20 protein-coding genes are annotated in these 21,776 nt (G+C 70.8%); 9 read left to right on the forward strand and 11 right to left on the reverse strand.

Annotation, left to right across the window (positions count from 1 at the left end):
• Positions 1 to 22: 22 nt before the first annotated feature.
• Entirely contained in the window at positions 23 to 1,639 is a 1,617-nt protein-coding gene (locus B5557_RS21275) for a gamma-glutamyltransferase family protein (RefSeq protein ID WP_079660967.1), read from the reverse strand.
• Positions 1,640 to 1,823: 184 nt separating this feature from the next.
• Between B5557_RS21275 and B5557_RS21280 the strand changes: the two genes are divergently transcribed.
• The 3 genes from B5557_RS21280 (at position 1,824) to B5557_RS21290 (ending at position 4,444) form a co-directional block, all read left to right on the forward strand.
• Complete coding sequence (locus B5557_RS21280) at positions 1,824 to 2,699, forward strand: ABC transporter substrate-binding protein (RefSeq protein ID WP_079660968.1); 876 nt, start codon at positions 1,824 to 1,826, stop codon at positions 2,697 to 2,699.
• A gap of 31 nt (positions 2,700 to 2,730) precedes the next feature.
• Positions 2,731 to 3,576, forward strand: coding sequence for an amino acid ABC transporter permease (locus B5557_RS21285; RefSeq protein ID WP_079660969.1), 846 nt, complete (start codon positions 2,731 to 2,733; stop codon positions 3,574 to 3,576).
• An 85-nt stretch (positions 3,577 to 3,661) separates the two neighbouring features.
• Entirely contained in the window at positions 3,662 to 4,444 is a 783-nt protein-coding gene (locus tag B5557_RS21290; RefSeq protein WP_269460224.1) for an amino acid ABC transporter ATP-binding protein, read from the forward strand.
• Positions 4,445 to 4,662: 218 nt separating this feature from the next.
• On the opposite strand, the gene B5557_RS21295 is transcribed toward B5557_RS21290, so the two are convergent.
• Together B5557_RS21295 and B5557_RS21300 are read right to left on the reverse strand one after the other, a co-directional pair.
• Positions 4,663 to 5,844, reverse strand: a complete 1,182-nt coding sequence (locus B5557_RS21295; protein WP_079664909.1) for a hypothetical protein — start codon at positions 5,842 to 5,844, stop codon at positions 4,663 to 4,665.
• Between the two features lie 388 nt (positions 5,845 to 6,232).
• A complete protein-coding gene (locus tag B5557_RS21300; protein WP_079660971.1) occupies positions 6,233 to 7,237 on the reverse strand; it encodes a LysR family transcriptional regulator in 1,005 nt (334 codons plus the stop codon).
• 119 nt (positions 7,238 to 7,356) lie between these two features.
• Between B5557_RS21300 and B5557_RS21305 the strand changes: the two genes are divergently transcribed.
• Positions 7,357 to 8,277 carry a zinc-binding dehydrogenase gene (locus B5557_RS21305; RefSeq protein ID WP_079664910.1) on the forward strand — a complete coding sequence of 307 codons (921 nt, stop codon included), beginning with the start codon at positions 7,357 to 7,359 and terminating at the stop codon, positions 8,275 to 8,277.
• Positions 8,278 to 8,363: 86 nt separating this feature from the next.
• Positions 8,364 to 8,798: a nuclear transport factor 2 family protein gene (locus B5557_RS21310; RefSeq protein WP_079660972.1), complete on the forward strand. Its 435-nt coding sequence runs from the start codon at positions 8,364 to 8,366 to the stop codon at positions 8,796 to 8,798.
• Positions 8,799 to 9,041: 243 nt separating this feature from the next.
• Here the strand turns inward: B5557_RS21310 and B5557_RS21315 are convergent, their stop codons facing one another.
• On the reverse strand, positions 9,042 to 11,972 hold the full coding sequence (locus tag B5557_RS21315; protein ID WP_079660973.1) for a SpoIIE family protein phosphatase: 2,931 nt from the start codon (positions 11,970 to 11,972) through the stop codon (positions 9,042 to 9,044).
• A 161-nt stretch (positions 11,973 to 12,133) separates the two neighbouring features.
• Here B5557_RS21315 and B5557_RS21320 point away from each other — a divergent pair, with 161 nt between their 5' ends.
• On the forward strand, positions 12,134 to 12,214 hold the full coding sequence (locus B5557_RS21320) for a twin-arginine translocase TatA/TatE family subunit (protein WP_443031363.1): 81 nt from the start codon (positions 12,134 to 12,136) through the stop codon (positions 12,212 to 12,214).
• A gap of 40 nt (positions 12,215 to 12,254) precedes the next feature.
• Here the strand turns inward: B5557_RS21320 and tatA are convergent, their stop codons facing one another.
• The 6 genes from tatA to B5557_RS21350 form a co-directional block, all read right to left on the reverse strand.
• Positions 12,255 to 12,482, reverse strand: a complete 228-nt coding sequence (gene tatA, locus B5557_RS21325; protein WP_079660974.1) for a Sec-independent protein translocase subunit TatA — start codon at positions 12,480 to 12,482, stop codon at positions 12,255 to 12,257.
• Positions 12,483 to 12,598: 116 nt separating this feature from the next.
• Positions 12,599 to 14,320 (reverse strand): LCP family protein, encoded by a 1,722-nt coding sequence (locus tag B5557_RS21330; protein WP_231975987.1) that lies wholly within the window; start codon positions 14,318 to 14,320, stop codon positions 12,599 to 12,601.
• 303 nt (positions 14,321 to 14,623) lie between these two features.
• The gene (gene mgtA, locus B5557_RS21335) at positions 14,624 to 17,281 is read right to left on the reverse strand and encodes a magnesium-translocating P-type ATPase (protein WP_443031264.1); all 2,658 of its coding nucleotides are present in this window, start codon (positions 17,279 to 17,281) and stop codon (positions 14,624 to 14,626) included.
• On the reverse strand, positions 17,274 to 17,636 hold the full coding sequence (locus B5557_RS21340; RefSeq protein ID WP_079660976.1) for an ArsR/SmtB family transcription factor: 363 nt from the start codon (positions 17,634 to 17,636) through the stop codon (positions 17,274 to 17,276). The genes mgtA and B5557_RS21340 overlap by 8 nt, the downstream gene beginning before the upstream one ends.
• A 156-nt stretch (positions 17,637 to 17,792) precedes the next feature.
• Positions 17,793 to 18,725 (reverse strand): M56 family metallopeptidase, encoded by a 933-nt coding sequence (locus B5557_RS21345; RefSeq protein ID WP_079660977.1) that lies wholly within the window; start codon positions 18,723 to 18,725, stop codon positions 17,793 to 17,795.
• A 6-nt stretch (positions 18,726 to 18,731) separates the two neighbouring features.
• Complete coding sequence (locus B5557_RS21350) at positions 18,732 to 19,121, reverse strand: BlaI/MecI/CopY family transcriptional regulator (protein ID WP_079660978.1); 390 nt, start codon at positions 19,119 to 19,121, stop codon at positions 18,732 to 18,734.
• 215 nt (positions 19,122 to 19,336) lie between these two features.
• Here B5557_RS21350 and B5557_RS21355 point away from each other — a divergent pair, with 215 nt between their 5' ends.
• Positions 19,337 to 19,912 carry a TerD family protein gene (locus B5557_RS21355; protein WP_079660979.1) on the forward strand — a complete coding sequence of 192 codons (576 nt, stop codon included), beginning with the start codon at positions 19,337 to 19,339 and terminating at the stop codon, positions 19,910 to 19,912.
• 120 nt (positions 19,913 to 20,032) lie between these two features.
• Positions 20,033 to 20,311: a hypothetical protein gene (locus B5557_RS21360; RefSeq protein WP_197697255.1), complete on the forward strand. Its 279-nt coding sequence runs from the start codon at positions 20,033 to 20,035 to the stop codon at positions 20,309 to 20,311.
• Positions 20,312 to 20,400: 89 nt separating this feature from the next.
• Here B5557_RS21360 and B5557_RS21365 read toward each other — a convergent pair whose 3' ends face one another.
• A complete protein-coding gene (locus tag B5557_RS21365) occupies positions 20,401 to 20,760 on the reverse strand; it encodes an ArsR/SmtB family transcription factor (protein ID WP_079660980.1) in 360 nt (119 codons plus the stop codon).
• Between the two features lie 204 nt (positions 20,761 to 20,964).
• On the opposite strand from B5557_RS21365, the gene B5557_RS21370 reads away from it, so the two are divergent.
• Positions 20,965 to 21,714 (forward strand): methyltransferase domain-containing protein, encoded by a 750-nt coding sequence (locus B5557_RS21370; RefSeq protein WP_079660981.1) that lies wholly within the window; start codon positions 20,965 to 20,967, stop codon positions 21,712 to 21,714.
• Positions 21,715 to 21,776: the final 62 nt, after the last annotated feature.

Raw genomic sequence — 21,776 nt, forward strand, 5'->3', positions numbered from 1 at the left:
GATCGCGCACCCGGCCATGGTGTCAGCCGGCCACCGCCGAACCGTCCGCGCGCGGATCGGTGGCCGCCGCCAGGTGCGGTGGGCCGTCCCCGGCAACTCGCCGGACCAACTGGCCGTGGCCCACCCCGTCGTCGTTCGCGCCGAGGGACTGCACGGTGAAGCCCGCCCCCTCGATCGCATGGACGCCGGCGGAAGGAACGTCCCGCTCGGTGCTGACGACGCCCGCGCCGGTCGTCACGCCCGCCTCCATGGCTCCGAGGACCCAGCGTGGCACCGACACAGCGTGTTCGGGAGAGGAACCGGCGGCGAGATGCAGGGCCATGTGGGTGTGCACCTGGGGTTGCGCGCGTCCACCCATGGCGCCGTGCGCGCCGACGAGTTCGCCCCCTTCGCGGACCAGCACCGGCATGAGCGTGTGCAGCGGTCGCTTCCCCCCGGCCAGCCTGTTGGGCGAGGCGGGGTCGAGGGAGAACGAGGCGCCCCGGTTGTGCAGGACGATCCCGGTGCCGGGGTCGAGGACGGCGGCGCCGAAGCTGTGGAAGACGCTCTGGATCAGGGAGACCCAGGTGCCGTCCGCGTCGGCCACCACCACCGCCACGGTGTCACCGGTCGCCTTGCGCTGTGCGAGCAGGTCGACCGCCGTGCCCGACAGGGCGTGCTCCGCGATGCGCCGCGCGTACGCGTCGGACAGCAGGTGGTCGACGGGGGCGCTGCTCCACTCCGGGTCGGCGCAGTGGCGGTCACGGTCGCCGGCGGTCCAGGCGAGGACGGAGGCGACCAGGCCGGCGTCGCGGCCCAGCGGGTCGAGCGGTCCGCGGACGGTGCGGGCCACGTCGAGTGCCTTGAGTCCCTGGAGGAAGTAGAGGCCCTGCGAGTTCGCACCGGCCGACAGGTACTCGACGCCGTCGTACTCGGCGGCGAGCGCCGGCGAGAGCTCCACCGTGTGCGCGGCGAAATCCCCCTCCGTCATCGCGGAGCCGCCCGCGGCGAGCAGCTTCACCAGGCTCGCGCCCACCTCTCCGCCGTACATCGCGGCGGGGCCTTCCGAGGCGATCAGGGCCAGGGAGCGAGCGAGGTGGGGCTGGCGCAGCGTCTGTCCGGCCGCGAGGACGTCGCCGTCGGCGAAGAACACGCCGCGCATGCCGGGATCCCGCGCCAGGTTGTCGCTCTCCCGTGCGAGATCGTGGGCCAGTCCGGGGGCCACGGGCACCCCCTCACGGGCGGCGGCCTCGGCGGGCGCGAGCGCGGAGGCGAGCGGACGGGTGCCCCAGTTCTCGGCCAGGGCGCTCCATCCGGCGACCGCGCCGGGAACCGTCACCGGCAGGGCGCCGAGGACCGGCATCATGTCGTGCGCCGCCGTCAGCGACGCCACGTCGACCGCGCGGGGGGACCGGCCGCTGGCGTTGACGAAGCGGACGTCGCCGTCCCGGGTGCCCACCAGAGCCAGCAGGTCGCCGCCGACAGAGCACTGGTTGGGGTACACCACCGTCAGCATGGCGGCGGCGGCGAGGGCCGCGTCGACCGCGTTGCCGCCGCCGCGCAGCACCTCGGCCGCCGCGTCGCCGGCCGCGGTGTGGGGCGTCGCGACGGCCCACCTGCCGCCCGTCGCGGCGAGCGGACGTTCGGTGAATGCGGACATCGTTCCCCTTCCCGAGTGCTCTGGCGGCCGCCTGCGGTGCGGCCTCTTTAACCGTCGCGTTACGTGAGCCTTCTTGACAGTCCGAGAGCGGCGGGCCTAGCTTCCCTGTCATAGTCAACGTTATCGACTATGACATTGACTTACATCGCCGCGCAACAGCGCGACCTCTCAAAGGGGTTCGGAAATGGCCAGGTCGCTCTCCTTCTCCAGCCGATCGGCGTTCGTCATGACCGGCGGCGCCGCTGCGCTCGCCATGGCCCTCACCGGATGCTCCGGGACCTCCGGCGGCGCCGACGCCGCCGCCACGAAGGCGGCGTCTGTCAAGGTGCCCGCGGGAGCGCTCGTGAAGGACGGTCAGATCACCTACTGTGCGGACATCAGCGCGCCGCCGCTGACGTACTACGACGTCGCGCAGAAGCCGGTGGGCGCCGAGATCGAACTCGGGGACGCGCTGGCCGCCGAGCTCGGGGTCCGGGCGAACTGGGCCAACACCAGCTTCAACGGGATCATCCCGGCGCTGCAGGCCAAGCAGTGCGACGCGATCATCACCCAGCTCTACATCAAGCCGGAGCGGGAGAAGGTCGTCGACTTCGTCCCGTACATGTACGCCTCCAACACCCTCGTCGTGGCCGGGAAGAACGCCGACGCCATCAAGAGCGCGGACGACCTGTGCGGCAAGAAGGCGGCCGGGCAGACGGGCACCACCATCGTCCAGTACCTCACCGACCAGTCCGAGAAGTGCACGGCGGCCGGGAAGCCGAAGATCGACATCCGGCAGTTCACCAAGGACAGCGACGCCCTCCAGCAACTGCGCATCGGACTGGTGGACGCCTACGGCACGACTCTGGAGACCGCCGCGTATGTGCTGAAGCAGCAGCCGGACACCTTCAAGCTCGTCGGCGAACCGTTCAACCGCATCAAGGTGGGCGCCGCGACCCGCAAGGACGACAAGGCCCTGCACGACGCGCTCACCCAGGCGCTGGCAGCGGTACGCAAGAACGGCGCGTACGACACGATCCTCAAGAAGTGGAACCTGACCGGCGACGACATCGCCAACTGATTCCCGGGCAGGCACGCAGAGAGAAGACCACGTGACCCACGCAACCGTGCTCGCCGACGCAGGGCAGCCGGTCGGCTTCGACTGGCCGTTCTTCTGGCACTACCTGTTCTCGCCCTCCGGGGCGTTCCTCGACGGACTCTGGCGCACCGTCTACATCTCGGTCATCGCCCAACTGCTCGGCGTGCTCCTCGGGTTCGGCGTCGCCCTGGCCCAGCGCAGCCGTTTCGCCCCGCTGCGCTGGGGCGGCGGGACCTATGTCTGGCTGATCCGCGGCACGCCTCTGCTGGTCCAGCTCGTCCTCGTCTACAACGGACTCGCCGCTGCGGGCATCTACCGCTTCGGTGACGTCCAGGTCGGCGGGCTCGTGCTCCTCGGCGTCGTACAGGCGGCCACGCTGACGCTCGCCCTGAACGAGGCCGCCTACATGGCCGAGATCTTCCGCGCGGCCCTCGGCGCCATCGATCCCGGGCAGGCGGAGGCGGCGCAGGCGCTGGGCATGACCCCCGCGATGACCATGCGGGTCGTGCTGCTGCCGCAGGCGATCCGGATCATCGTTCCGCCGCTGGGCAACGAGTTCAACCTGATGATGAAGTCGACCTCCCTCCTGTCGGTCATCGGCCTGCAGGAGATGTTCCTGACCGCGCAGTCGATCAACTCGGCGACCTTCAAGACCTTCGAGATCTTCCTCGTCGCCGCCTGCTACTACCTCGCGCTGACGACGGTGTGGTCGTTCGTCCAGCGGTTCATCGAGCGCAGACTCGCGGATCCCGGACAGGTGATCGCCGCACCCTCGCTGCGCGAGCGGCTCACCGGTGGCAGCCTGGGCCGCACCACCGGCCGCGAGGACGCCACGCTCGTAGGCAAGGAGGCCCACTGACATGGAACCGATCACGAGGCAGGCCGGGGAACAAGAGGGTCACGGGGCCGGGGCGTCCGCCGGGCCGGCTGACGCATCGGCGGTGATGTCGGCACGCGGGGTGGTCAAGCGCTTCGGCGACGTCCGGGTGCTGAACGGTATCTCCATGGACGTGCGGGCCCGCGAGGTCGTGGTCATGGTGGGGCCGTCCGGCTCCGGCAAGACCACATTCCTCCGATGCCTCAACCACCTCGAACGCATCGACGAGGGCGAGATCCTCATCCACGGCCGTCCTGTCGGCTACCGACCGCGGGCGTCCGGCTCCGATCGGTCGGTGGGGAAACGGCCGGTGGAGGAGCGGCCGAAGGTGGTGGCCGAGCGCCGCCGCAACATCGGTTTCGTCTTCCAGCGCTTCAACCTCTTTCCCCATCTGACCGCGCTCGACAACGTGGCCGTCGCGCCGGCGAAGGTCCTCGGCATGCCGAAAGCCGAGGCCAGGGAGCAGGCACAGGAGCTCCTGGCGAGGGTGGGCCTCGGGCACAAGGCGTCGTCACGGCCGTCGGCCCTGTCCGGCGGCCAGCAGCAGCGCGTCGCCATCGCCCGCGCCCTCGCCATGAAGCCGGAGTTGATGCTCTTCGACGAACCCACGAGCGCCCTCGACCCCGAGATGGTCGGCGAGGTCATCGCCGTGATGAAGGAACTCGTCGACGACGGCATGACGATGATCGTCGTCACGCATGAGATGGGTTTCGCCCGCTCGGCCGCGGACCGGCTGGTCATGTTCGACCAAGGGGCCGTTCTGGAGGAAGGCCCCCCTGAGAAGCTCATGACCGACCCCGCCCACGAACGCACACGCGCCTTCCTGCGCCGTATCAACGAGGGCGACTGAGCAAGCGCGGCGCGGACACGGTCCCCGGGTCTCGGTGAACGCCGAAAGGGCGACCGGCTCCTGCGTCACCGAGGCGACCTGGATGTCCGACTTCGACAGCCCGTTTCCGTACACGGTCCCGAACTTGTCAGCCTTGAGGTACACGTCGGTGTCACCGCCGGGCAGCGGAGCGGTGCGGAAGTTCTCCGGAATGAGCTGCGAGCCGGGGAACTGCCCGATCAGGGAGCCGGCGGTTTCGCCCACCTTCTCCCCGGTGCCGTCGCCCCGAGCGCCGTGTCCAGGGCCTGATCGGTTCCCACCTGCCTGCCGCGGGACCGGGAGTGTCGCCGACGCCGGTCTCGTACCGGCCAGAGCAGGACGTATGCGGTGGAGACGATGACGAAGCCCAGGCGGATCAGGCCGCGGGCCGCGTCACCGGGAACGACGAAGACCGCGCCGTACAGGGTGATCAGGCCGATCCAGCTCCACCAGGGCACCAGGCGCCGCTGTCCGATCACATCCCACAGCAGTGTGCCCAGCAGGACGGAGGCGGTGTAGTACGTGTAGACGCTGGGGTCCAGGGCGATCCGGGCGTTGGCGCCGAGCAGGACGACGGCGGCCCAGCGGCCTCGCCAGACCGCGACGCAACCCAGCGCCAGCCCCAGCGCGGCCTGCGCGGGCCGGTCCCAGGGAGGGGTCCGCGGATCGTCGACGCCGAGCCAGTGCAGCGCGGACGCAGGCTGGTTGGGGATGGTGAACTGGGCTGCGGTCAACGACTGCGGGGCAGTGAGGAGGAACGGCAGCCAGGCGAGCGCGACCAGAGCCGTGCACCACAGACCCGCGCGCAGCCACTGCCCCCTCGGCAGGGCGAGCAGCAGCGGCAGGAAGGCCAGCGCGGTCGGTTTGGAGTCCATGGCCAAGGCCAGGAAGGCGCCCGTCGCAGCGGGGTTGCCGCGGGTGAGAGCGCGTACGGCAAGGGTGGTGAAGAAGAGTGCCAGTACGTCGTCGAGGTGGCCGAAACGGACGGCGACCTCGATCCACATCGGGATGAAGGCCAGGCCGGCGATCAGCACCCGCTGCCTCAGCCGCTGGTGATTGGTGCCCGTGCCCAGGAGATGCCAGGCGGCGCTTCGTCCGGCCACCACCAGGATCAGCAGACCGAGCAGGGACATCACGGCTTCGGCCAGGAACTGCCCGGTGGACTCGGGAAGAGGGTTGAACAGGCCCGCTGCCAGGAAGCTGACGGGACCCATTTGCAGTTCGGGGTGGTGGGCGTACAGGTTCAGACCGCCATCGGCCCTGCCCGAGCCCGCGTAGAGCAACTCCCCACCGGTACGCAGGTAGTGCCAGGAGAACCCTCCGTGCGGCTGGACCAGGGCGAACCAGAGGACTGTCCAGGCGGTAAGCAGCACCAGGTGTATCCGCTGGCTGATGGCCGACACGCGTTCTCGCTTTCGGTTCTCGTTCTGGTCGCCTTGCTCGTTTCCCACACGTCATGTGCCCCTCCTAGAGATGGCGGGAAGGCAGGGCAGGTTCTCGGCGTGCGGTAAGAAGCGGCCGCCTGGTCCGCTGAGCCGGACGGGCGGCGGGTCGCGAGAACGTGGCAGAAGACAGCGCGGGCCGCGAGAAGACGCCCCGTCGTAGGACGCGTCACGCAACGCGGAAAGGGCCTGCGCGACTTGGGAGGCAGAGCCGAGGAAATCGGTCTTCTTCCCCAACTGCACTGCTCAGCAGGCAACTTGCTTGAAATGCGACGCGCACGCGGGACTCAGTCCGAGGCCATCGGCTTGCCGTCTGTTCGGCGAGAGGTCAGCAGTCCCGAGCAGACGCCGGCCTCGGCGCGCCCGCGGCGGCGACCGGTGGCTCGTGAACCGTGAGTTTCGAGTGGTCGATGTCGGGGATCCAGTCACGCTGCGGTGTGTAGTCCAGCCAGCGCCGAGTACGGCCGGCTTCGGTGAAGCCTCGTAGCAAGGTGTCGAGTCCGGGGTGGCGGGAGGATTCGCGCCAGGCCAGCGACCACGCGTACAGCGGTGTCGGGTCGGCGAGGGGAATACAGCGCAGGCCCGCGTGGTCCGGCAGCGGCGCGTCGGCGGGGAAGAGGGTGAAGGCGTCGGGCTCGGTACGGATGTGCCGCACGAGATGGTCCAGGCCCAGATTGGGGCCGTCGTGCCGGCGCGGTATCCGGAATTCGTCGGCGAAGCGGCGCAGGAAGTCGAGGCGGGTCAGTTCCGCCGGACACAACAGCACGCTGTCGCGCAGGTCCGCAGGGCGCAGTACGTCGGCGACGGCCAGTGGGTGGGACGGGCCGACGACTGCGTCGACGGGTTCCAGCCGTACCAGCCGCTGGGTGAGGCTCGCGTCCCGGCCGTCGGGGAGCGGGTGCACCCGGCCGAATCCGAGATCGGTGTCGCCGCGCAGCAACGCCTCCGCCACCGACGGCCAGTCCCGTCCCGGGCTCGGCTCCCACCGCACCGGACCGAGTGCCTGTACCGCGTCGGCGACCGTGCGCATCGGCGCGTACAGATGTCCCCAGGTGTCGATCCGTACGACCGGTCCGGCACCCGTCACCGCCGCGATCGCGCGATCGCCCGCAGCGAGCGCCTCGAGCGCGGCCGGCAGAAACCGCTCCCCCGCCTCGCTCAGCCGGACCCCGCCCTGGCGCCCGAACAGCTGCACGGACAGCAGCTTCTCCAGCCGCGCTATGCGCTTGGACAGCGCCTGTTGGCTGGTGCCCAGCTCTTCGGCGGCCCTCCCGAAATGCAGGGTCCGGGCTGTCGCGACAAAAGCGCGGACCAGCGCGAGATCGAGGTCCATGCCATTGACCCTATGCGACAACCGGGCGTTGTCGGCCAGGCGGATTCGTTGTTGGCCGAGTCCCCGCTCCGCCCGGTCGGATGGTCCCCGAAGACACCACCACCGAGGGGATGATCACGATGAAGGCCTTCATACCGACCGGAGATCCCTCCGAGCCGGTCGTGCTCGCCGATGTGGCGGAGCCGACGCCTCGCCCCGACGAAGTGCTGGTGAAGGTCGAGGCCTTCTCCGTCAACCGGGGCGAGACGTTCAAGCTGGAGAAGCCCGCCCCCGGCGACCGGCCGGGCAAGGACATCGCGGGGCTGGTGGTGCAGTCGGCCGCCGACGGCAGCGGACCGTCCGGGGTCACCCGGGTCGTCGGTCACCCCATGGGAGGCGGCTGGGCGGAGTACGTGGCCGTGCCGACCGACGCGCTCGCCGAGCTGCCGGACAGCGTCTGCGCGGTCCAGGGCGCGGCGCTGCCGCTCGCCGGGCTCACCGCGCTGCGGCTGCTGCGCGCCGCCGGACCCGTGCTGGGCCGGCGGATCCTGCTGACCGGTGCTTCCGGGGGTGTGGGCCACTTCGTCACCGAGCTCGCGACCGCCGCCGGGGCCCAGGTCACCGCCGTGACCAGGAACGCCGAGCGCGGTGCGCGGCTCGCGGAACTCGGCGCCACCGATGTCGTGCACCACGTCAGCGATGCTCAGGGCCCTTACGACATCGTGCTGGAGTCGACCGGCGGGCCGGCACTCTCCCTCGCGCTCGCGCATCTCGCCGGGCGCGGCACGGTGATCTGGTTCGGGCAGGCCAGCCGCATGCCGGCGACGCTCGACTTCTTCGACTTCTTCACCGGGCCCGAATCGGCTTCCATCCGCCATTTCCACTACCTCGACGCGGACAGCCGCCTCGACGAAGATCTGGCGACGCTCGTCCGACTGACCGCCGAAGGCCGACTGCACCCCGAGATCGGCCGTGTCACCGACTGGGCCGACACCGCGACCGTCCTCGCCGCCCTGAGCGACCGCCGGATCCGCGGCAAGGCCGTCCTCACCCTGCCTTGAACCTCACCGCCCTGCCCTGAACCTCATCACCTGTCCTGAACTTCACCGAAACGACCGGCGGCAAGACCGGCCGAAGGAGCAGAATCATGATCACCAGTGACCCCAGGGCCGTCGTCATCCGCTATGTCGAGGCCGTACGCGACGGCGACGGCGATGTCATCCACGACAGCTTCCACGCGGACGCGACCTGGCACTATCCGGGCGACCTGCCCATCTCCAAGGTGTGGCACGGACGCGACGCGATCATCAACGAGTTCCTCGGCGGCATGGGACCTGCCTTCGTCCCCGGCACCCTGGAAATCGAACTGGTCAGTACCATCGCCGAGGGCGACCGCGTGGTGGCCGAATGGACCGCCAGGGCCACGACCGTACGCGGCGACACCTACGACAACCGTTGCCTCGGCATCTACACGGTCCGCGACGGCAGGATCGCCTCGGTCATCGAATACGCCGACACCCGGCACGTGGCCGCGACCCTCTTCCCGGACGAGGACGCCCACCGCCCCGCCGGCACCGAGTGACCCTCCCCGAGGGCCTGTCCGGCGGATCATGCCGCAGACGCGGGGAATGCCACGCCTTCCCCCACTCTCGGCTTCGCTCGAGCGGGTGGTGCCCACCGGGCGCCCATGGCCGACGCGTTCGAGCAGTACGGCGACGCGGCCGTGCTCCAGATGCTCGTGGAGGTGCTGCCGCAGGTCGCCGCCAAGGCGTCCGAACCGCTCAGCGCCGTGGACAGGATGACCGTGATCCACACGGATCCTGCGCTATGGACCCTGCTCCTCGAAGGGGAGCAGGTCCGGGGCTCCGTCGATTCCTCCTGTGTCCGCGAACATCAGGTCCAGCGCATCGGACAGCTGGTCCTTCCGGCTGTCCGGGCCGATCAGGGACTGTTCGGTCCAGATGCACTTTCCCTTCTTCGTGTAACGCGTGCCCCAGCGTTGCGAGAGTGCCGTGATCAGCTGTAGCCCGCGGCCTCCCTCGTCGGTGTCCGTGGCACGGCGGATGCGGGGCATCGTGAGGCTGCCGTCGAAGACCTCGCAGATCAGGTTGACATCCTGGAGGAGGCGCAGGCGGGCCGGTCCCTTGGCGTGGCGTACCACGTTGCCCACCAGTTCGCTGGCCAGGAGTTCCGTGGTGGCCGTCAGGTCGTCCAGGCCCCATGCGCAGAGTTGCTCTCGGACATGGCGGCGGGCCTGGCCGGCGGCCCGGGGGTCGTCGGGCAGGGACCAGGAGGCGACTCGGTCGCCGGACAGGGCGTGGAGGCGGGCGACGAGGAACGCGGCGTCGTCGGCGGCCTGCTGCTCGGCGGGGAGCAGGCCGGCCGTCATCACGTCGCACAGGCGTTCCAGATCCGCGCTCGTACCGTCCTGGTGGGCCGTGTGCAGGAGCCGCGCCAGATCCGTCATGCCCTGGTCGATCTCACGCTTCGCCGACTCGACCAGACCGTCCGTGTAGAACACGAGCAGGCTGCCCTCGGGAACATGCAGCTCGACCGTCTCGAAGGGGGGCTCCGCGGCGCCCAGCGGCGGGTCCGCGGCCTGATCCGGGAAGTGAACCGTGCCGTCGGGGTAGAGCAGCGCGGGTGGCGGGTGTCCGGCTCGGGCGATGCTGCAGAGCTGGGTGGTGGAGTCGTAGAGCGCGTACAGACACGTGACGTACGACTCCTCGCTCATGCCGCTGACGATGTCGTTGAGGTGGGTCATGATCTCGTCGGGGGGCAGTTCGAGGTCGGCGAGGGTGTGGACGGCGGTGCGCAGGCGGCCCATGGTGGCGGCCTCGGGCAGTCCGTGGCCCATGACGTCGCCGACGACCAGGGCGACCTGACAGCCGGAGAGCGGGATGACGTCGTACCAGTCGCCGCCGACGTCCATGCCTCGGCCGGCGGGCAGATAGCGGGCGGCGGACTCGCAGGCGGGCAGATCGGGCAGGTCCCTGGGGAGCAGGCTCCGCTGGAGCTGGCGGGACCGGGTGTGCTCGGCGTCGTAGAGCCGGGCCCGCTCCAGGGCCTGTGCGACGAGGGCGCTGATCGTGGTCAGCAGGGCACGTTCCTCGTCGCTGAGGCGGCGCGGGTGGTCAAAGGTGACCACGCAGATTCCGAACGTGCGCCCGGAAGCGGTCAGCGGCAGGAACGCCCAGGCCTTCTTGTCGGCGCGAGCGACCACGTCGGCCAGCTCGGGATAGCGTGCGATGAACTCCTGCGGAGAGGTGAGGAAGAGCGGCGCGCCGGCCCGGATCGCGTCCCAGGCCGGGTCGCCTGATGCCAGGGGGCGGCCGTCGGCGAGGGCGAGGAAATCGTCCGCGTAGGCGGCGGCTCCGACGTTGTGGAACCTGTCTCCCTCGATGACCTGCATCATGAGCCCGGTGGCGGCGAACGGCGGCAGTACCCGGTGGGCAACCGCGTCCACCACGTCCCGCGAGGTCGTCGCCGTGGCGAGCGCCGTGGTCAGCTCCGCGATACGGGCCGCCCGCTCGGAGGCGAAGCGCTCGGCCGCCCGGCTCTCCTCCTCCAGACGACGCTTCTCGGTGACGTCGGTGAAGTAGATGGTGCGGCCGCCGGGCCCTGGGACCAGCCGCAGGTGGTAGCGGCGCCCGGTGTCCGGCATGTGGACGTCGAAGCCCGCGGACTGTTCCTCGGCCGCGGCCTTGCGGCAGCGGTTCTCCAGGCCGGGGACCTGCCGGACAGCGGGCAGCTCCCACAGCAGGCGCCCGAACATCTCCTCCTCGGAGAAGCCGAGCGTGCGTTCCGTTTCCAGGTTGGCGAAGGTGATCCGCCAGTCGTCGTCCACCGCCAGGAAGCCGTCACTCATGTGGCGCAGGGCCCGGCTGAGCGCGTCACGGGCGGAACGGGACTCGTTGCTGTCCCATCCCATGCCGATCATCCGCTGCGGTTCACCGTTCCTGTCGTACGTGGCCTTGCCGCGGGCCTGGGTCCAGCCCCACGTACCGTCCAGTTTGCGCACCCGGTACTCGGCCTCGAACACGCCGTGGTCCCGGATCGCCCGCTCCACCAGTGCCAGCGTCGGCGCGAGGTCGTCGGGGTGGACACATCGCATCCAGTCCTCGACCCTGCCCGTGAAGTCGGCAGGCCGGGTGCCGTAGAGCTCCAGGGCTGCCTCGTCCCAGATCAGGCCGCCGGTCTGGATGTTCCAGTCCCACGAGCCGACGCTGACCTCCTTGAGGGCCTGCCGCAGACGCTCACCGCTCGGCTCCGTCTGCGAGGGCCGGGTCGGTGGCGGGGCCTGGACCATGCGGTCCTCGATCCAGGCGATCACGGCCCGGAGGAAGTCGCGATGCTCCGGGGTCGGCTCGCCTCCGTCGCCCATCAGGACCGTGAGTGCGCCGATGCTGCGGTCCCCGCTGAACATCGGCAGAGCGATCAGGCCGGTGCCGGGCCAGGTGCGGGCTGCTGAATCCGCCTGCTCCGAGGTGAACGGCACCCATACGCCACTGCCCTGTTGCAGGGCGCGGGCCGGGGCCAGCGGGCCCTCCTGGTCGACGATCTCCCAGGAGCGGGTGAGGGTGGGAGGCAGGCCGGTCACCGACACCAAGCGCAGCGCGGACATGGGACCGCGCAGATGAATCGTCCCCCCCAAGGCATCCAGTTCGGCCACCGCATGCTGCAGTGCCAGCCGGAAGACTTCACTTTCCGCGAGGCCAGGGTCCGCCTTGCCGAGCAAGGCAAGCCGTGCGCTCATACGAGAAATTCTACGACGAGCCCTTGTCCGTAACCGCGCGCTCCTCGATCGAATGTGCGGCGCACGTGAGGAACCGCGAGGAGAGGAACTGGACCATAGGGGGTGTTCCTCCCCTTCGCCAAGATGTGGGCTTCATCTAGGGCGGCCCGGGCATCAAGAAGCTGCCCGAGCTGACGCGTTCGGCGGGCAAGGCGACCAGGATCTTCAAGAGCGAGGCCAAGGCTCTCAAGGAGCAGGACTGATCCTGACCCCCATCAGGCACGTCCACCGACGATGCCTGCGTCAGGGAGCCGAGTGGCTCTCGGCGGCGGGAGCCGTGGCGTCCTCGGCCGGGGTGGCGGCGCGCTGGGCGGCGCCGTCCTCCTTCATGGCCTGGGCCTCGCTCTTGAGGATACGCATCGACTTGCCCAGCCCGCGCGCGGCGTCGGGGAGCCTCTTCGAGCCGAACACCACGAGGATCACGATCGCCACGATCAGCAGGTGCCAGGGTTCCAGTCCGTTGCGGAGCATCCCGCACACCCTTTCTCTACGCCGGACAGCGGTGCGCGCAGGCGCGCGGCACCTTCCGTCTCTATTGCTACCTTGCGCAACTGTACAACCCTGCCGTCACACCGGTCACCGCCGCCTCAGGCGTCGGAGTCGGCCTTGCCTCTCGCCGCCACGTACGCCTGAGCCGGCGTCATGGGGACGCCGTTGAGGGAGACCGTCTTGTAGGGGCTGACCTTGGCGCAGGTCTTCGCCTGGTCGGCGGTCTGGGCGTGGGCGCCCGAGACCGCGGCCTTCGTGTCGGCGGGCGCGGGCGAGGATGCCCCTCCGGGGTAGGTCGTGCCGCTCGGCCAGTCGCTGCCGACCACGAGGGTCAGGCCCGTGCCGCTGCCCTGCCTCAGGTGCGAGGAGGGCAGGCCCAGGGCCTTGGCGGCCGTCTGGGCCTCCGCGTTCTGGTCGGCGCCGTAGGTGAGAGTGGTCGCGGTCGCGGCGCTCGGGGCGTTGGCGGTGGTCGTACCGGGACTGAAGCCCGCGTCCGTGAGTGCGGTGGCGACGGTGGAGGCGCGGCCGGTGATGCCGGTGCCGTTCTGGACGGTCACGGCGATCCGGGACGCGGGTACGGCCGAGGCAGTGGCCGTGGCCGTCACTCCGGCGGTCGCGGAGGCCGCCGCGGACTTGCTTCCGGAGCCGGTGGTCAGGGACTGGTCGTCTGCGATCGTGGAGAACAGGGTCTTGGCACCCGCGCCCACCACCACCCGGTTGCTGTCGGCCGGGTCGGGGGCGGTCTGCATGGTGGTGAAGGTCATCCGCTTGGAGGGGACCTTGTTCAGGTCGGCCGCGAGCGCTATCAGCTTCTTGACGCTGCCGAGGCCGTCGTCCACGGTCAGTGCCTTGGTGGCCGCGTCGGCGAGGTCGTAGACCGCGGTGGGGTCGGTGAGCGTGCCTGCGCTCTTGAACTTGCGGATCATCGCGCTGAGGAAGATGTGCTGGGAGACGGTACGGCCGAGGTCACTGCCGTCGCCGAAGCCGTGCCTGGAGCGGACGAACTCCAGGGCCGCGACACCCTTGAGGGTGTGGGCGCCCTTGGAGAGCTTCAGGTGCGAGTAGGTGTCGTACACGTCGTCGCTGACGCACACGGAGACGCCGCCGACGGCATCGGACATCTTGACCACGCCGGAGAAGTCGAGCTTCACGAAGTGGTCGACGGGGATGCCGGTGAGCTGATGGACGGTGGCCACCTGACAGGCCGGGCCGTACTGCAGCGCGCTGTTGATCTGGCCGTAGTAACCGGCTGTGGACCGGCCGGTCACGGCGTCCTTGCACGACGGCACGTTGGTCATGGTGTCGCGGGGGATGCTCACCACGGTGGCGTTGGAGCGGTCGGCGGATATGTGCACCACCATCTGCACGTCCGCGTTGCTGCTGGTCTGCACCCCGGTCTTCGAGCAGCCGCCGCCCAGCTTGCAGTCCGCCTCGCTGGTACGGCCGTCCGAGCCCATGACCAGGAGGTTGATCGGGGACCGGCCGAACGCGTCGACCTTTTCCGTGCCGCCCTTGCCGTCGAGCGGGACGCTGTTGATGTTGCCGTTCAGGTGCTGGTAGAACCACCAGCCGGCGCCGGCTGTGCCCAGCACCAGGACCGCCAGGCACAGCCCGACGATCCGCAGCACCCGCCTGCCGCGCCGCACCGGGCGGACCCGGCGCCGGGCCCGCGCACCCCCGCGGGTGCGGGATTCCGCCCGCGCCGCGGCCCGGCCGCCCGGCGGGCGTGCCCCGTCGTGTCCGGCCGTACGTTGTCCGGGCACCCTGGCGGTGCGGCTGCGCGTGGTCTGGCCGACAGGACCGTCCCAGGGGTCGCTCATCTCCCACTCCCATGAACGGTCAGACTCGCCCGGCCGGACCGTCAGGGGCGGCAGCAAGGCGTGCGCGGCGGCATACGGGCAGGCGAAGCAAGATCACATCGATTGCGTAGTTGCGCAATCTAACAAAACTGTGGCCTGTGCAGCAGGGATCCTGGGGCAATTCACAGGTGAGGGATCTCATGGAACCGACACGGCGACTTTCGGCTCGGGGGGTGCCTGCCCGGCGTCAGCCTGCAGAGGTTCCTGCGCAACACTGCGAGCTGCTTACGCCTGGGCCGACAGCACTGCCCGCCCGGTGGCGCCTCACCGGGCCGTCCCTCGTTCTGCGCGCCGTCGCTCGTAACGCGCCCCGGCCGCAAGGAGGCCGACGGCGTAGAGCACGAGAACGGCGGCGAGCAGCGGGTAGTACGAGCCGGGGAGCACCGTCAGACCGAGCGACGGCCCGAGCGGTGAGGGCGGCAACAGCAGGCCGACGGCGGCCAGTGCCGCTGCGGCCCCGGTCACGGGGCTCGTCCCTCGCCGCTCGGCGGTGCGGCGGCCGAAGCGCAGCAGCAGCATCACCAGGGCCTGGGTGAGCAGGTTCTCCGTGAACCAGCCGGAGTGGAACACCGCCGCGTCGTCCCCCGGGCCCGGCCCGTGCAGGGCGAGCGCGAGAACGCCGAAGGTGGCCAGGTCGGCGACGGCGTTGAGTACGCCGAACCCGGTGATGAAGCGGAGCAGGTCGCGCGGGCACAGCACGGTCGGGTGGCGCAGCACCGACGGGTGGGGCCGGTCGTGCGCGAAGGCGAGCTGGGCCGCGTCGAAGCACAGGTTCTGGGTCAGCACCTGGGCCGGGAGCATCGGCAGGAACGGCAGCAGCAGGCCCGCGGAGAGCATGGCGATGACGTTGCCGAGGTTCGAGGAGAGCGTGATCCGCAGGTACGTGGCGATGTTCCCGCCGGCATGCCGGCCGGCGGCGATGGCGTGGGCGATCGCGGTGAGGTCCTTCGCGGCGAGCACCACGTCCGCGCCCTCGCGGGTGACGTCGGCGGCGCCTTGTGGGGCGATGCCCACGTCGGCGGTGCGCAGGGCGGGCAGGTCGTTGACGCCGTCGCCGAGGAAGCCCACGGTGTGCCCGGCGGACCTCAGGGCGTGGGTGATGCGGGCCTTGTGCTCCGGGGTGCAACGGGCGAAGACGGTCGTGCTTCGGGCGAGTTCGACGAGTCCCGCGTCGGTGAGGCCGTCGATGCGTTCGGCAGTGAGCACGGCCTCCTCGGCGAGGGGGATGCCGAGGTCGCGGCAGGCACGGGCGGCGGTGCGCGGGTGGTCGCCGGTGAGGATCCTGACGGTGACGCCCTGGTCGGTGAGGACTTTCAACGCGTCGGCGGCGGTGGGCGCGAGCGCGTCCCGCAGGGTGATCACGCCGCGGAAGGTGAGGCCGCGTTCGTCGGCCGGCGTGTAGGCACGGGCGCGTGCCGGGCGCTCCGCGGTGGCGACCGCCAGGACGCGCGGGCCGCCGTCGGCCTGGCGGGCGGCGAGAACACGCAGCCGTTCGCGCTCTTCCTCGGCGAGTACGCAGCGTTCGAGGACGGCCTCGACGTCTCCCTTGACGACCAAGGTGTGTGTGCCGAGGCGACCGGGCGTACGGACGACGGCGGTGGCCAGGCGGCGGCGCGGGTCGAAGGGGACGGCCGCGACCCCGTCGTACGCCATGAGCTCGCGCTCGTCGGCCGTGTCCAGGATCGCCTCGTCGAGGGCGTCGGGGGCCGGCAGTTCGGCGAGTTGCAGGGTCCACCAGGCGTTCACGGCTGCCCAGTGCAGGACGTCGGGGTCGTCCGAGCCGTCAGGGCCGAGTGCCCGGTCGACCACCGGCCGGTCCTGGGTGAGCGTGCCGGTCTTGTCCAGACACAGCACGTCCATGGCGCCGATGTCGTGCAGCGCGGGCAACCGTTTGACGATCACCTGGTGGGTACGTGCCAGCAGCGCGGCTCCGCGGGCCAGGCACGTGGTGACGAGGACCGGCAGCATCTCCGGCGTCAGCCCGACCGCCACCGCGACCGCGAACGGCAGCGTTTCCAGGCCCCGGCCACGCAGCGCCGCGTTGGCCATGAGGACGAGCGGCGGGGTGAGCAGCATGAACCGGATCAGGATCCAGGAGATGCCGTGGACGGAACGGTCGAAGGCGCTCGTCTCCCGACCGCCGGCACCGCGGTCGTGGGCGGTGGCGAACCAGGTGCGCGCGCCGGTCGCGGTGACGATCGCGGTGGCGCTGCCGGAGGCGACACTGCTGCCCTGGAAGCAGAGCTGCGGCTGCGAGGACATGCCGTCCCCTCCCCCGCGGGGAACGTCGTCAGCGCACTTCGCGACGGGGGCCGACTCCCCCGTCAGCGCGGCCTGGTGCACCGTCAGGGCGCTCGCACGCAGCAGCCGTACATCCGCCGGGACGATGTCGCCCGGGCCCAGGCGCACGACGTCACCGGGAACCAGCTCGTCCGCGGGGATCTCGCGGGCGGTCGGCACCGAATCCTCGTCCACGCGCCGCAGCACGGTGGCCGTGGTGGCGACCAGCTCGCGCAGCCCGGCCATGGACCTGTCCGCCCGGTGTTCCCCGGACGCGCGCAGCACGCAGCTCACCACGACCAGGAGGAGGATCACCGAGGCGGTGCCCCACGCGAAGACGGCCGCCGACACCAGCCCGAGGCACCCCAGCACCGCGGTGAACGGGTCCCGCAGACTGTGGGTGAACAGCCGGGGCCAGGAGGCTTCGCGACGGGCCGCAGGCGTGTTCTCGCCGAAGCGGGCCAGACGCTCCTCGGCCTGCGCCTCGGTCAGCCCGAGCGGACTGCCGCCGAGTCGGCTCAGCGCCTCCAGCACGGTGGGCACGCCAGGCGCCGGCGGAACCTCCTCCATGCCGGGCGCCGATACGGCCGTAGGACCAGGCGCCTCGACGTGCTGCCCCGAGGCGGCGGTGGTCTCAGCCACCGATCCGGCGCAACCGGCGTACCGGCGCGGAGCCTTGGTGCGAGCGCGCGGTCAGCTGCCCGACCATCACGCGCACCACGGTGACGATGTCGGGATCATCGACGTAGTAGACCTGCCGTCGGCCCTCGCGGCGGGAGCGCACGAGGCCGGCGAGTTTCAGCTTCGCCAGATGCTGGCTGACGGCGGGCAGGGCGCCGCCGACGCGGTCGGCGAGGTGGGTGACATCGCATTCGCCTTGGGACAGGGCCCACATCATGTGCAGCCGGGCCGACGAGGCGAGGAGACCGAACGCGGCGGCCGCCTCGGTGAGAACCTCGGCGGAGGGGTCCTCGAAGCCACCGTTCATCTCCGCCACAGCGCTCTCCCGTCCCGCCCACATCACCATCGACGCACATCCGCCGACCCAGTGTAGGTGTCGGCCTCGGCTCCCTACGCCGCCCGAAGATCCGCTCGAACTCCCGCCCCACGAGTTCGACCTCCGACCGACATGCGGGGCGTAGGGCCTGCCCGCTCAAAGGGGGGTAGCGGCGTAAAGGATGAAGAACATGGTCACCGCGGAGTTCGCGGACGACATCGCCGAGACGGCCGTTCCCGCGGCCGCGCCCCACGCCGCCAGACCCACGGTGGTGAACACCGGCGGCCAGCTGCGGACGGCGGGAGCCGGGCCGAGCAGGGCGGTCACCCGGCGCGGCACCGGGCCCGGCGCGGCAAGGCCCGCAAGCGTGGGCACCGGGGTACCCCGGGACACCAGGGCCGCCTTGCCGATCGCTCGCGCCACCGTCCGGCGACTGCCCACAGCCCGCGCCGCCTCCTCGTCCGCCCACCGTTCCGCCGCGTACGACACGGCCGTCCGCAGCGGCCACAGGAACGGGTTGGCCCGTGCGGCGAGTTGGACGGTGAGCAGGAACCGGTGATGCCGGGCGGCGAGATGCGCGCGCTCATGGGCGAACAGCGCCCGGCGTTCGGCCGGTTCGAGGCAGTCCAGCAGGGCCGTGGTCACCAGTACCCGGCCCCGGCGGCCGCCGGGCAGCGCGTACGCGTACGGCGCCTCGTCGGGCAGGACGACCACCTCGGTGCCCGGCAGCCCGGCCAGCGCCCTGTGCGCCGCACGGCGCACCCGGCCGTGCCGCCACAGCGCCCCGCCGCAGGCCGCAAGCACGAGAAACAGCGCGAGGATCGCGGCCTTGCCGGCAACCTCGTCGTACGGCACCGCCGCGCGCACCTCGGGGTCCGACCAGCCGTCAGGCAGCGGATTGCCGGGCAACTGCGCAGTACCGACCACCATCACCAGCCCCAGACACACCGTGCTGCACGCCGCCATCACGGCGGCGACCCCGGTCAGCAGCCGGGCCGCGGTGCGCGGATGCAGATTCTGCTCGGCCAGGCGCGCGATCGGCCACGCCGTCAACGGCAGGACCAATGGCAGAAAGACGAACACCCCCATGAGGTCTCAGTCTTCCCCTTCACTCCGGGAACGACCCAGCAGCTCGCGCAGGAGCCGCTCGTCGTCCGGGCCCAGGCCGGTGACGAAGCTGGCCAGCACCGCTTCCCGGTCGCTCTCCGCGTCCAGCACCTTGCGCATCCGGTGCGCCGCGAGACCGGCCTGGTCCGAGGCCGACGTCCAGGCGAAGGACCGCCCCGCCCGCTCCCGGGTCACCGCGCCCTTGGCCAGCAGCCGGGTCAGGATCGTGATCACCGTCGTATAGGCGAGGTCCCCGCCGAGGCGCTCCTGCACCCATCCCGCGGTCGCCGGCCCGTCCGCCGCGCGCAGGGCCGACAGGACCAGCGCCTCCAGCTCGCCCTGCCCCCGCCGCCGGGGCCGCTGCTGGTGATCCGTCACGCCCTGTCTCCCTTCCGCTGCCGACAGGTTCCCGACGGGCCATCGTATCGACGCCCTACGGCCGCCCACCGCGCCCTGGACCGCCGCTCCGGCATCACCGATGGGTGACTCTCGCGACCGGCCCGCGCCAACAGCCCATCCTTTTCTACAGTGTTGTAGATTTCCAGTCGAGCCCCTTTCGGGCCCTGACCTGACATATCGCGAAGGAGTACACAGTGGGAGTTTCCCTGTCCAAGGGCGGCAACGTCTCGCTCAGCAAGGAGGCGCCCGGCCTGACCGACGTCCTGGTCGGCCTCGGCTGGGACGTGCGCACCACCACCGGCACCGACTACGACCTCGACGCCTCCGCGCTGCTGCTCGACGCCTCCGGCAAGGTCCCGTCCGACCAGCACTTCGTCTTCTACAACAACCTCAAGAGCCCCGACGGTTCGGTCGAGCACACCGGCGACAACCTCACCGGTGAGGGCGAGGGCGACGACGAATCGGTGAAGGTGAACCTGGCCGCCGTACCCGCCGAGATCGACAAGATCGTGTTCCCGGTGTCGATCCACGACGCCGAGAACCGCGGCCAGAGCTTCGGCCAGGTCCGCAACGCGTTCATCCGGGTCGTCAACCAGGCGAACACCCAGGAACTCGCCCGCTACGACCTGTCCGAGGACGCCTCCACCGAGACCGCGATGGTCTTCGGCGAGCTCTACCGGCACGGCACCGAGTGGAAGTTCCGCGCGGTCGGCCAGGGTTACGCCTCCGGACTGGCCGGCATCGCCTCCGACTTCGGCGTCAACGTCTGACCCGGATGACCGCTCCGCCGGGTCCGCTGTTCGGGGGCGGACCCGGTCGGTCCCCGTCGTGCGGCGTGCGGTGCGGATACTGGCGCGCAGGGCACGGCAGATTCCGGACGAGACACCTCTTTGGGGATCCGGCCCCCGGGTGAGCTGAAGGCCGCCGCGGCGGGCGCGACGCCGATCGGCTCGCCCTCCCCGAGCTCCTCGGCGTCCGCGTCGCCGACGCCGAGCGCCGCGGAGACGTCCGCCTCCTCCGCGTCCCCGCAGCCCGGAGCCACCGAGGAGAAGGACGACGACGGCGGGCTGTCGGGCGGGGCCTGGGCCGGCATCGTCGCGGGCATCCTCGTCGTGGCCGCCGCCGTGGTCTTCCTCGTGCGCCGCAAGGGCGGCGCGCCGGCCGAGTAGTCCGGTCCGGCGTACGGCAGGGCCCGCACCGTCCCCGGGTGTGCGGGCCCTCGCGCGTTCGTCCTACGTCAGTCGTGCGGCGCCCTACGTCAGTCGTGCGGCGCCTTCCCGCTCACCCGGTGGTCGGCATGGCTGAGGGCCTCCAGCACCAGGCGCCGCAGGTGGCCGTCGCTGAGGCGGTAGAAGATGTACCGGCCCTCCCGACGGGTGTCGACCAGCCCGGCGAGCCGCAGCTTGCCGAGGTGTTGGCTGACGGCCGTGCGCGACGCCTCGCAGCGTTCGGTGAGGGAACCGACGTCCGACTCGCCCTGCGCGAGCAGCCACAGCAGATGCAGCCGGGTGGCATCCGACAGCATCGCGAACACACCGGTCGCCTCGGCGAGCCGTGCGCTGTCCGGGGCACGCAGATGCACATCGGCCGCAAGTGAGATCGGCTGGCTTTCGGGCATGGGGCCAGCCTAGGGCCTGTCCGGCGGACAGGCCCTAGAGGCATCCGGCACAGGGCTGGGCCGGCGTCCGGGTGTCGTCGACTTCCTTATCGCCACGGGGCCGAGGTCGACGGCCGGGTAGCAAATTCGTCGTCCCGGTGCGCCTCGGCGTCCGCGATCCTATGGTGACACCGAGGGTGGAAACGACCTGGGGGGTCATGCCTGATGGGTGTATTGAAGTCGGGGGCCAAGCGGCTCTTGGGACGTGCTGGATTCGACATCGTGCGCAGCACCAACAACCTGGGTGGGGTCGACGACTTCATCCCGTTCGAGGCAACGATGCGGGCTGCACAGGCGGCCGGCCTGTCGGTCGGCGACTACATCGACGAGGTCAAGAACGGGACGCCTGGCGCCACCCGGTCCACCATCGATGAACTGGGCGCACTCGGCGTCTTCGCCGCCAACCCGAACACGGTGCTGGAGATCGGCCCCGGGTCCGGACGGTATCTGGAGAAGACGCTGAAGGAGTGTTCGCCAGACCGCTACGAGATCTACGAGACGGCAGCGCCCTGGGCCGACTACCTGGTGGAAACATTCGGCGTGGTCGCCCGACCGACCGAAGGAAGCAGTCTCGCCCCGACACCCGACGGCAGCATCGACCTCGTCCAGGCCCATAAGGTCTTCAACACCGTTACCTTCCTCTGCGCCTCCCGCTATTTCTTCGAGATGGCCCGGGTCACGCGACCCGGTGGTCGGATCGTCTTCGACGTGATGACAGAGACCTGCCTGGACCCGGCCGCGGTACGCGCCTGGGCGACGCAGGGCGGCGCGGGCCACGACTCCTACCCGGCCGCCATGCCTCGCCAGACATGCGTGGACCTCTTCGCGACCCTCGGCTGCAACCTGGAGGCAAGTTTCCTGGCACCCATGGGCGTCGCCTCCACGGAGGTGCTCGTCTTCGAAAAGCGGGCTTGACCCTCAGAAGACTTCCGCTTGCCGATCGGCAGGGCTGTGCGGTCGAAACGAGGTCGCGTACA

Origin of the sequence: Streptomyces sp. 3214.6 (assembly GCF_900129855.1) — a bacterium.
GTDB classification, from domain to species: Bacteria; Actinomycetota; Actinomycetes; order Streptomycetales; family Streptomycetaceae; genus Streptomyces; species Streptomyces soliscabiei.

Coding starts and splice junctions, on each gene's coding strand:
- B5557_RS21275 (WP_079660967.1), bottom strand. CDS start 1,639: ATGTCCGCATTCACCGAACGTCCGCTCGCCGCGACGGGCGGCAGGTGG.
- B5557_RS21280 (WP_079660968.1), top strand. CDS start 1,824: ATGGCCAGGTCGCTCTCCTTCTCCAGCCGATCGGCGTTCGTCATGACC.
- B5557_RS21290 (WP_269460224.1), top strand. CDS start 3,662: ATGTCGGCACGCGGGGTGGTCAAGCGCTTCGGCGACGTCCGGGTGCTG.
- B5557_RS21300 (WP_079660971.1), bottom strand. CDS start 7,237: ATGGACCTCGATCTCGCGCTGGTCCGCGCTTTTGTCGCGACAGCCCGG.
- B5557_RS21305 (WP_079664910.1), top strand. CDS start 7,357: ATGAAGGCCTTCATACCGACCGGAGATCCCTCCGAGCCGGTCGTGCTC.
- B5557_RS21310 (WP_079660972.1), top strand. CDS start 8,364: ATGATCACCAGTGACCCCAGGGCCGTCGTCATCCGCTATGTCGAGGCC.
- B5557_RS21315 (WP_079660973.1), bottom strand. CDS start 11,972: ATGAGCGCACGGCTTGCCTTGCTCGGCAAGGCGGACCCTGGCCTCGCG.
- tatA (WP_079660974.1), bottom strand. CDS start 12,482: ATGCTCCGCAACGGACTGGAACCCTGGCACCTGCTGATCGTGGCGATC.
- B5557_RS21330 (WP_231975987.1), bottom strand. CDS start 14,320: ATGAGCGACCCCTGGGACGGTCCTGTCGGCCAGACCACGCGCAGCCGC.
- B5557_RS21345 (WP_079660977.1), bottom strand. CDS start 18,725: ATGGGGGTGTTCGTCTTTCTGCCATTGGTCCTGCCGTTGACGGCGTGG.
- B5557_RS21365 (WP_079660980.1), bottom strand. CDS start 20,760: ATGCCCGAAAGCCAGCCGATCTCACTTGCGGCCGATGTGCATCTGCGT.
- B5557_RS21370 (WP_079660981.1), top strand. CDS start 20,965: ATGGGTGTATTGAAGTCGGGGGCCAAGCGGCTCTTGGGACGTGCTGGA.